The organism is Streptomyces sp. NPDC006997, assembly GCF_040635175.1.
GTDB lineage: Bacteria > Actinomycetota > Actinomycetes > Streptomycetales > Streptomycetaceae > Streptomyces.
In genome coordinates, this window is record NZ_JBEYHH010000035.1 from 62892 (window position 1) to 70181 (window position 7290).

The window sequence follows — 7290 nt, forward strand, 5'->3', positions numbered from 1 at the left end:
GCTCCTCTCGGTCACGGCGGTCACCTCGGGTCGGTACGGCGTTCGGCACACGCGTGGTCGGCGACCGCCTGGGCCCACTGGCGGTAGCCGTGTGCGGACGGGTGGAACCCGTCCCGCGCGAAGAAGTCCCCGGTGATCCGCATGATGTCGGTCGAGTTGATCCAGGCCACCTGCGGTCGCTCGGCGCAGACCCGCTGCGAGGCCCGGTCCAGGCCCGCCGCGCCCTCGGCGCAGAACCGGGCGAGCGCGCCGGGCAGCGAGGGGAAGTCCGCGAACGGCGGCGTCCCCACCACCACGACGGACCCGGCCCGCCGCGTCAGGTCGTCGACGATCGCCGCGAGGTCCTCCGCCCACTGGTCGGGACTGCGCCGGCCGAGGACATCGTTGGCGCCCGCGAGCAGCACCGCCAGATCGTAGCCCTCGCCGAGCTGCGGCAGCAGCTGGTAGCGGACGCGGCGTCCGGTGGCACCGTAGCGGCCGACCACCTCCCAGGTGACGGGGCAGCCGTACGAGGCGGCGAGGGCCCGCGCGAGGCTGCCGGGGAAGCCCTCGTCGTGCGTGGCGACCCCGCAACCCGCCGCCGTGGACTCCCCCACTACGGCGATCCGCATCGGCGGGCCCGCGGCGTCCTCGGCGACGGTGCCGGTGGCCGGGCCGGCGGCGGGCGGCAGCACCTCGGTCCTGGCGCGCACCCACAGGCCCTGCGCGGCGACGAGGGGAAGCAGCAGGGGGTTCATCCGCGGCCCTCCCCCACCAGGCTGGGCACCCGGTCGCGCAGTTCCACACGGGCGAAGTCGGCCGGTACGTTCACCACGATCCGGCTGCGGGCCCGCTGCGGCTCGGGGTCGGACACGTGCAGCTCGCACCGGGTCAGCACCTCGCGGAGTACGGCCTTCATCTCCAGCAGGGCGATCCGGTCGCCAAGACAGCGGATACGCCCGCCGCCGAACGGGATCCACGAGTAGACACCGGGCTTGACGTCGAGGAACCGCTCGGGCCGGAACGCGTCCGGCTCCTCGTAGAGGTTCGGGTCACGGTTGAGCAGGAAGGCGCTCGCCCACAGGTGCTGGCCCGGCTCGTAGCGCACACCGCCGATCTCGATCGGCTTCTTCACCTCGCGGACGATGATCTGCGGGATCGACGGACGCAGCCGCAGCACCTCGTTGATCACGGCCGTCAGATAGGCGTCCTCCCCGCGCGCGATCTCCTCGCGCAGCCGCTCGGTGACGTCCTTGTGGCGGGCCAGGTACACGAACGACCAGGCGATCGCCGCCGCCGTGGTCTCCGTACCGGCCAGGAAGATGGTCGTCATCTCGTCGCGGATCTCGCTGTCGGTCAGCGGCGAGCCGTCCTCGTGGGTGATGCCGAGCAGGGTGGAGAGCAGGTCGTCGCCGCGGTGGCCGGACGCGCGGTGCTCCTCGATGGTCTCGTAGATCAGCGCGTCGGTCTGGTCGCGGAGCTTCAGGAAGCGGTCCAGGCCCAGCGGCCGGGTCGCCCGCAGGGCCCTGAACAGCCGCGGCGGCATCTTGTGCAGCAGCATCGGCGAGGCCGGGCCGTTGTTGAACCGCATCATCTCCAGCAGCAGCGCGTGCAGTTCGTCCCAGCGCTTGGGCACCTGGGGCCCGTAGATCACCTCACGGATCACGTGCATGGTGAACCCGTGGATGTGGGAGTGCAGCTCGACGGGCCTGTCGCGGGGCCAGAGGGCGACGTCCCGCTCGGCCATCTGCGGGATGGCCGTCGCGATCCGCTCCAGCGCCGCGCCGTGGTAGCTGGGCATCATGGCCTTGCGCCGCTTCTTGTGCGCGTCCTCGTCGAGCCAGGCGAGCCCGGACTGACCGGTGTACTTCTCGATGGTGGCCGAGCCCTTGCCGGTGTGCAGCACGTCGGCGGGCGCGGTGAACATGGCCTTGACGTCGTCAGGGGTGGTCAGCACGTACACGGCGCGCGGAGGGAGCCGGATGCTGACCTGGAACCGGGGGCCGTACTCCTTGCGGCACTCCTCGATGTACTGCTGGGGACGCGTCCAGTACTTGAACAGCTGGATCACCGCGTGCTGCTTCGACCCCGGCAGTGCGGTGGCGGGTATGACGGCGTCCGTCCCGCTGGCACCGCCGTGGTCGACGGGGCAGCGAGCCGCCTGGCCCGCCTGAGAGTTGTCCATGTCCGGTCTTTCTCCGTTCTTCTGAGGGGAACTCACTTGGTCTGCTCCGGGTCGGTGTGCCGCAGCCACTGACGGGTGACCTCGGCGGTTTCGGCGGCCTGCGCCTCGACAAGGGCGAAGTGGTCCGCGGCGACCTTCACGTCGGTGTCGGCGGTGTTCCACGTCGGCCAGGCGTTCCCGTCCAGCGAGACGTCGGCGCGGATCATCAGGCTGCGAGCGGTGACGGGGGTCGGCGTGTGCGCGGCCAGCAGGCGCATGTAGGCGCCCATCGCCAGCCAGTCGGTGTCGCTGATCGCGCCTGGCTGCGACTCGCGGCCGAGGATCTGCGTCATCACCGACGTGAAGACGCTGTTGGTCTCCGCCTCGGTCTCCGGCATCGGCGTGTCGATCATGACGACACCGGCCGGTCGCACCCCGGTCGCCTCGAACCGGGCGGCGAGGGAGTGGGCGAGGACACCGCCGGTCGAGTAGCCGACGAGGACGAACGGCGCGTCGCCGACCGCCTGGGCGATCGACTCCGCCAGCACCTCGATCGCCGCGTCCCACGTCCCGGGGGCGGGCTCGGCGTCCCGGAACCCGGGCAGCGTGCAGGCGTACACGTCCCGTTCGCCGTCGAAGGCGTCGGCGAACCGCATGAACTGGTGCGGGCTCGAACCGACCACGAAGGACGGCACACAGACGATCTTCGTCTGCTCAGTTCCCGACGCCAGCGGCACGACGTAGGTGTCACCGGCCAGGTCGGCCGCCGACGCGAACGTCGGCCGGAACCGGGCCGCCCCGGTCAGCAGGGGCACCGCCTCGGCCATGGCGCCCGCGGTGTGCGCGTGCCGCAGGAGGGCACCGAGCGTACCGCTGTCCTCGGTGGTCTCGGCTGCGGGTACGGCCTGTTCGTCACCGCCCATCTCGTCGAGGAGGAGGTGGGCGATGGCGGTGGGGGTGGGGTGGTCGAAGACCAGGGTGGTCGGCAGCCGCAGCCCCGTCGCCTGGGTCAGCCGGTTCCGCAGTTCCACCGCGCCCAGGGAGTCGATACCCAACTCCCGGAACGCACGCTGCGGATCCACCGCCGACGCCGACGCGTGCCCCAGCACCGCCGCGACCTGCGCCACCACGACCTCGACCACCACCCGCTCGCGGTCATCCTGTGACACGCCCGCCAGGCGCTGCGCCAGGGAACCCTCCCCAGCACCGCCGTCTGTCTGCCGTGTCCGTGTGCGCACCAGTCCGCGGAACAGTGGTGCGAGCAGTCCGGCCCGTGCCTGCGACCGCAGCACACTCAGGTCCAGCAGGACGGGAACCTGCACCGCCGCGTCCACCCACCGAGCCCGGTCGAACAGTTCCAGACCGACCTCGGTCGGCAGTGCCGCGGTACCCATACGCTCCAGCCGGGCGATCTCCGCCTCACCCAGTCCGCCAGCCATACCGCCAGCCGTGGCCCACAAGCCCCACGCCAACGACGTCCCCGGCAACCCTGCCGCACGCCGCGCCGCCGCCAACGCGTCCAACACCGCGTTCGCCGCAGCGTAGTTCCCCTGCCCCGGACTACCGATCAACGCCGCGACCGAGGAGAACAGCACGAACGCCGACAGGTCCATGCCCGCGGTCAGCTCATGCAGGTGCATCGCCGCGTCGACCTTCGGCCGCAGCACCCGCTCCACCTGCTCCGCCGTCAACGACTCGATCACACCGTCATCCAGCACACCCGCCGCGTGCACCACCGCACCGAGCGGACGCTCCAACGAACCGATCAACCCGGCCAACTGCTCCCGGTCACCGACGTCGCACGCCTCCACCCGCACCTGGGCGCCTGACGCCTCAAGCTCGCCGACCAGTTCCCTTACGCCGTCGGCCGCCATGCCGCGGCGGCTCACCAGCACCAGATGCCGCGCACCGTACTCACGCACGAAATGCTCAGCGAACGACGCACCCAGACCACCCGTACCACCCGTGATCAGGACCGAGCCCTCGGGATCGAGCGGCGCGGGAACAGTCAGCACGACCTTGCCCACATTCCGGCCCTCACGCAGGAACCGGAACGCCTCCGCACCCCGACGCACATCCCACGTCCGCACCGGAGAATGCCGCAACACACCCCGCTCGAACAGGGACACCAACTCACACAACATCTCCTGGATCCGGTCGGGACCGGCTTCGAGGAGGTCGAAGGAGACGTAGCGGACGCCGGGGCGGGCCTCGGCCACCGATTCCGGCGTACGGATGTCGGCCTTGCCCATCTCCAGGAACCGGCCGCCCCGGGGCAACAGGTCCAGCGAGGCGTCGATGAACTCCCCGGCCAGGGCGTTCAGTACGACGTCCACACCCGCCCCACCGGTGACCTCCAGGAACTTCTCCCGGAACGACAGGTCCCGGGACGAGGCGATCCGGTCGTGCTGGACGCCGGAGGCGCGCACCGCGTCCTGCTTGGAGTGGCTGGCGGTCGCGTAGACCTCGACACCCCAGTGGCGGGCCAGCTGGACGGCCGCCATGCCGACGCCGCCAGCCGCCGCGTGCACCAGCAGCCGCTCACCGGCCTGCACGCCCGCCAGTTCGGACAGCGCGTAGTAGGCGGTGAGGAAGACGAGCGGCATGGCCGCCGCCTGGGTGAAGGACCAGTCGGCGGGCATCGGGACGATCATCCGGTGATCGGTGATCCCGACGGGCCCGAACGGGTCCATGAGCAGGCCCATGACGCGGTCGCCGGGGACCAGGTCGGTCACTTCGGCGCCGACCTCCAGGACGACACCGGCGGCCTCGCTGCCCAGCGGTGCCTCACCCGGGTAGGTGCCCAGCGCGATCAGCACGTCCCGGAAGTTCAGGCCCGCGGCTCGGATGCCGACCCGCACTTCGCGCGCGCCGAGCGGACGGTCCGCGTCGGATGGCAGGAGCGCCAGCCCGTCCAGCGAGCCCTTGCGTTCGATGCCCAGCCTCCAGGTGCTCCCCGTCGGCTGCGCGGGGGTCCGTGCCAGGCGGGGGGCGAGCAGGTCGCCGTCGCGCAGCGCAAGTTGCGGTTCGTCCTGGGAGACGACGAGATCCCAGTCGGGCTGTTCGTCGTCACCGAGGTCGAGGAGCATGAACCGGTCCGGATGCTCGGACTGGGCGCTGCGCACCAGACCCCACACCGGGGCCTGGGTCAGGTCCGGAGCCTGCTCACCGACGGCGACCGCGTTGCGGGTCACCACCACCAGGCGGGACCGACCCAGCACCTCGCTCGCCAGCCACCGCTGCAACAGCTCCAAGGTGCCCTGTGTGACCTGGCGCACGGCCTGGACGGCATCCGAGTCCGTCGGTGAGTCGATCGCGACCGCCACGAGGTCCGGCACGGTGCCGCCTTCGGTCACCGCGTGTTCCAGGGTGGCGAGGTCCGGGTAACGCTCGCCGGTGGCTGGCAGTGCGCCGAGCACCGCCAACGACACTGGGGGCGCGGTGGAAGGGGCGCTCACGGCAGTCCACTCCAACCCGAACAACGCCTCGCTTCCGTCTCCCTGCCCCGCGCCAGCCAACTGCGCCTGGTCCACCGGCCGTACCGACAGCGACTCCACCGCCACCACCGGCACATCCCGCTCGTCCACGACGTCCACCCGCATCGCCGACTCGCCAGAGCGCCCGATACGCACCCGAACCCGCGACCCGGCCATCCCACGGCCCAGCCGCACGCCCGACCAAGCAAACGGCAGGTCCACTCCCGCGCCCGGGTCCCGTTCCGCCAACGCCGCGTGCAGCACCGCGTCGAACAGCGCGGGGTGCACACCAAAGCCCGCACCCGCCATGCCCTCAGCGAGTTCCGCCTCAGCGAACAGGTCCTCACCCACACGCCATACGGACCGCAGCCCCTGGAATGCCGGGCCGTACTCGTAACCGGCCGCGGCCAGCCGCGGATACAACCCCTCCACCGCGACAGCCCGAGCGCCAGCAGGCGGCCACTGACCACCGATGCCATCCATCGGTTCAGCCGCCCCAGCAAGCCAGCCTCGCGCGTGACACGTCACCACGCCGTCAGCCGCCTCGGACCGCGAGTACACCGCCACCTCACGACGGCCATCCGCATCCGGCGCACCCACCGTCACCTGCACCAACCGCCCCGCATCCGCAGCCAGGGCCAGCGGTGCCTCCAGCACCAGTTCCTCCACGACCGGACAGCCGGTCGACCGACCCGCGCTCAGCGCCAGTTCGACCAGGGCGGTACCGGGGACGATGACCATGCCGAGCACCATGTGGTCCCGGACCCAGGGGGCGCTGTCCTGGGAGAGACGGCCGGTGAAGACCCACTCGTCCCGGTCGCCTACCGGCACAGCGGCGCTCAGAAGAGGGTGCTCGATCCGGCCGAGACCAGCCGCGGCGGGATCACCGGATGCCACGCTCTGGGACACCCAGTAGCGTTCACGTTGGAAGGCGTACGTGGGCAGCTCGACGCGCTGGGCGCCGGAGCCGGTGTAGAAGGCGTCCCAGTCGACCGGGAGACCGGCGATGTGAGCGCGACCGAGGAACGCCGCGAACGCCTCCACCTCCGGCACCCGCGCCTTCAGCACGGGGGCGAACACCGCGTCCTCGACGTCCAGCGTCTGCTGGGCGAGAGCGGTGAGTACGGCGTCCGGGCCGACCTCGACGAAGCGGGTGACGCCCTCTTCGGCGAGGGTGCGCACGCCGTCGGCGAAGCGGACGGCCTCACGGACGTGGGAGACCCAGTAGCCCGGGTCCGTCAGTTCGGTGGAGACCAGTGCGCCGGTCACGTTCGACACGACCGCGATGTTCGGTGTGTGGAAGGTGAGACCTTCAGCCACCGCACGGAACTCGTCCAGCACCGGTTCCATGAGCGGGGAATGGAACGCGTGACTGACCTTCAGCCGCGTCGTCTTACGACCCTCCTGCTCCCACCGCGGCAGCCACTCCTCCAGGGCAACGAGATCGCCGGACACCACGACGGCCATGGGGCCGTTCACCGCGGCAACCGACAACCGCCCCTCAAACCCGGCCAGCGACTCGACCACCTCGGCCTCAGTCGCCTGCACCGCGACCATGCCACCACCCGCGGGCAGAGCACCCATCAGACGACCGCGCGCCGCCACCAGCGTGCACGCGTCCTCCAGGGACAGCACCCCCGCCACGTGCGCACACGCCAGCTCACCCACCGA

Annotated in this window: 3 protein-coding genes; all 3 read right to left on the reverse strand. The window is 71.3% G+C overall.

Features of this window, described 5'->3' with window-relative positions; genetic code table 11:
- Positions 1-20: 20 nt before the first annotated feature.
- The 3 genes from ABZ659_RS28825 to ABZ659_RS28835 are packed head-to-tail and all read right to left on the reverse strand — an operon-like array spanning position 21 to position 7287.
- Positions 21-737: an SGNH/GDSL hydrolase family protein gene (locus ABZ659_RS28825; protein ID WP_360225433.1), complete on the reverse strand. Its 717-nt coding sequence runs from the start codon at positions 735-737 to the stop codon at positions 21-23.
- Positions 734-2164: a cytochrome P450 gene (locus ABZ659_RS28830; RefSeq protein WP_360225435.1), complete on the reverse strand. Its 1431-nt coding sequence runs from the start codon at positions 2162-2164 to the stop codon at positions 734-736. The genes ABZ659_RS28825 and ABZ659_RS28830 overlap by 4 nt, the downstream gene beginning before the upstream one ends.
- Before the next feature lie 32 nt (positions 2165-2196).
- Positions 2197-7287 carry an SDR family NAD(P)-dependent oxidoreductase gene (locus ABZ659_RS28835; protein WP_360225439.1) on the reverse strand — a complete coding sequence of 1697 codons (5091 nt, stop codon included), beginning with the start codon at positions 7285-7287 and terminating at the stop codon, positions 2197-2199.
- Positions 7288-7290: the final 3 nt, after the last annotated feature.

What these genes read in the sequence shown, in the direction of transcription:
- ABZ659_RS28825 (WP_360225433.1), bottom strand. Translation starts at nt 737, where the DNA reads ATGAACCCCCTGCTGCTTCCCCTCGTCGCCGCGCAGGGCCTGTGGGTG.
- ABZ659_RS28830 (WP_360225435.1), bottom strand. Translation starts at nt 2,164, where the DNA reads ATGGACAACTCTCAGGCGGGCCAGGCGGCTCGCTGCCCCGTCGACCAC.